This is a genomic window from Brevibacillus sp. YAE8, from assembly GCF_057543335.1.
Genome location: NZ_BAAIYG010000090.1, coordinates 1 through 756 on the forward strand (window position 1 = coordinate 1; position 756 = coordinate 756).

Annotated in this window: 1 protein-coding gene; it reads left to right on the forward strand. The window is 34.7% G+C overall.

Annotated features, from left to right (window positions below; translation table 11 throughout):
• Positions 1 to 264 precede the first annotated feature (264 nt).
• The coding region (locus AC27IT_RS27750; protein WP_487092256.1) for a MarR family transcriptional regulator at positions 265 to 756 on the forward strand (492 nt) is incomplete at its 3' end.

Sequence of the window (756 nt, forward strand, 5' to 3'; positions counted from 1 at the left end):
TTTAATAGACAGGATGGGTTATAAACCCCAACGAGTAGATGATAAATTGTTAGCGAAATTAGCTGAAAGGCTACGAAAAGAGTAGAAAAAGAGGGAAAATATTGATAGTGTTGAATGTAGTATAAAATGAGAAAAACCGCCCATGCTTTGGACGGCAGGCGGTTTCTCAAACATAGAAAGGGAATGTGTCCCTTATCAAACATATTTTATGTACATATTCTATCATAAGGGACTAATTCCTGCCACATAAGGAGAGGAATTAGTATGTCAAAAAGTGAAAATAATCTATCTTTAGGCAAGGTATTAGACGAAGCAAATAAAAAAGCTCGACTCAAGGATATTCAAAATGAAAAAGTACTTAGTCATGAAGAAATGGAATTTGCCAATGAATTGCAGGCTAAAGCTAATGCTAAAGGAATGAAGCTTGTGCCCGATCGTAAAATCAAGAATAACACTCCTTTTGTTCAAATTATCCAGCATAATTTTAGCTATTTAAGAAAAGAAGGTTATTTGACCTTGGCTGAGAAAGGCTTTTTAGTAGATATTTCAGAGTTTGTAGGCTTTTCATCGAATTGTATAGTCGACGATGTGAAGAAGAAAGATCCGATTCCTTTAAACCAATCTGATTTGGCTAAAGCTTTAGGAAGAGGAAAGAATAAAATTAGCCCGTTAGTTACAAGTTTAGTAGATAAAGGGATTATGGCTCGTGCTGAATCAGGTTTAGACGACAATAACGTAAGATCTTATGCAATATAT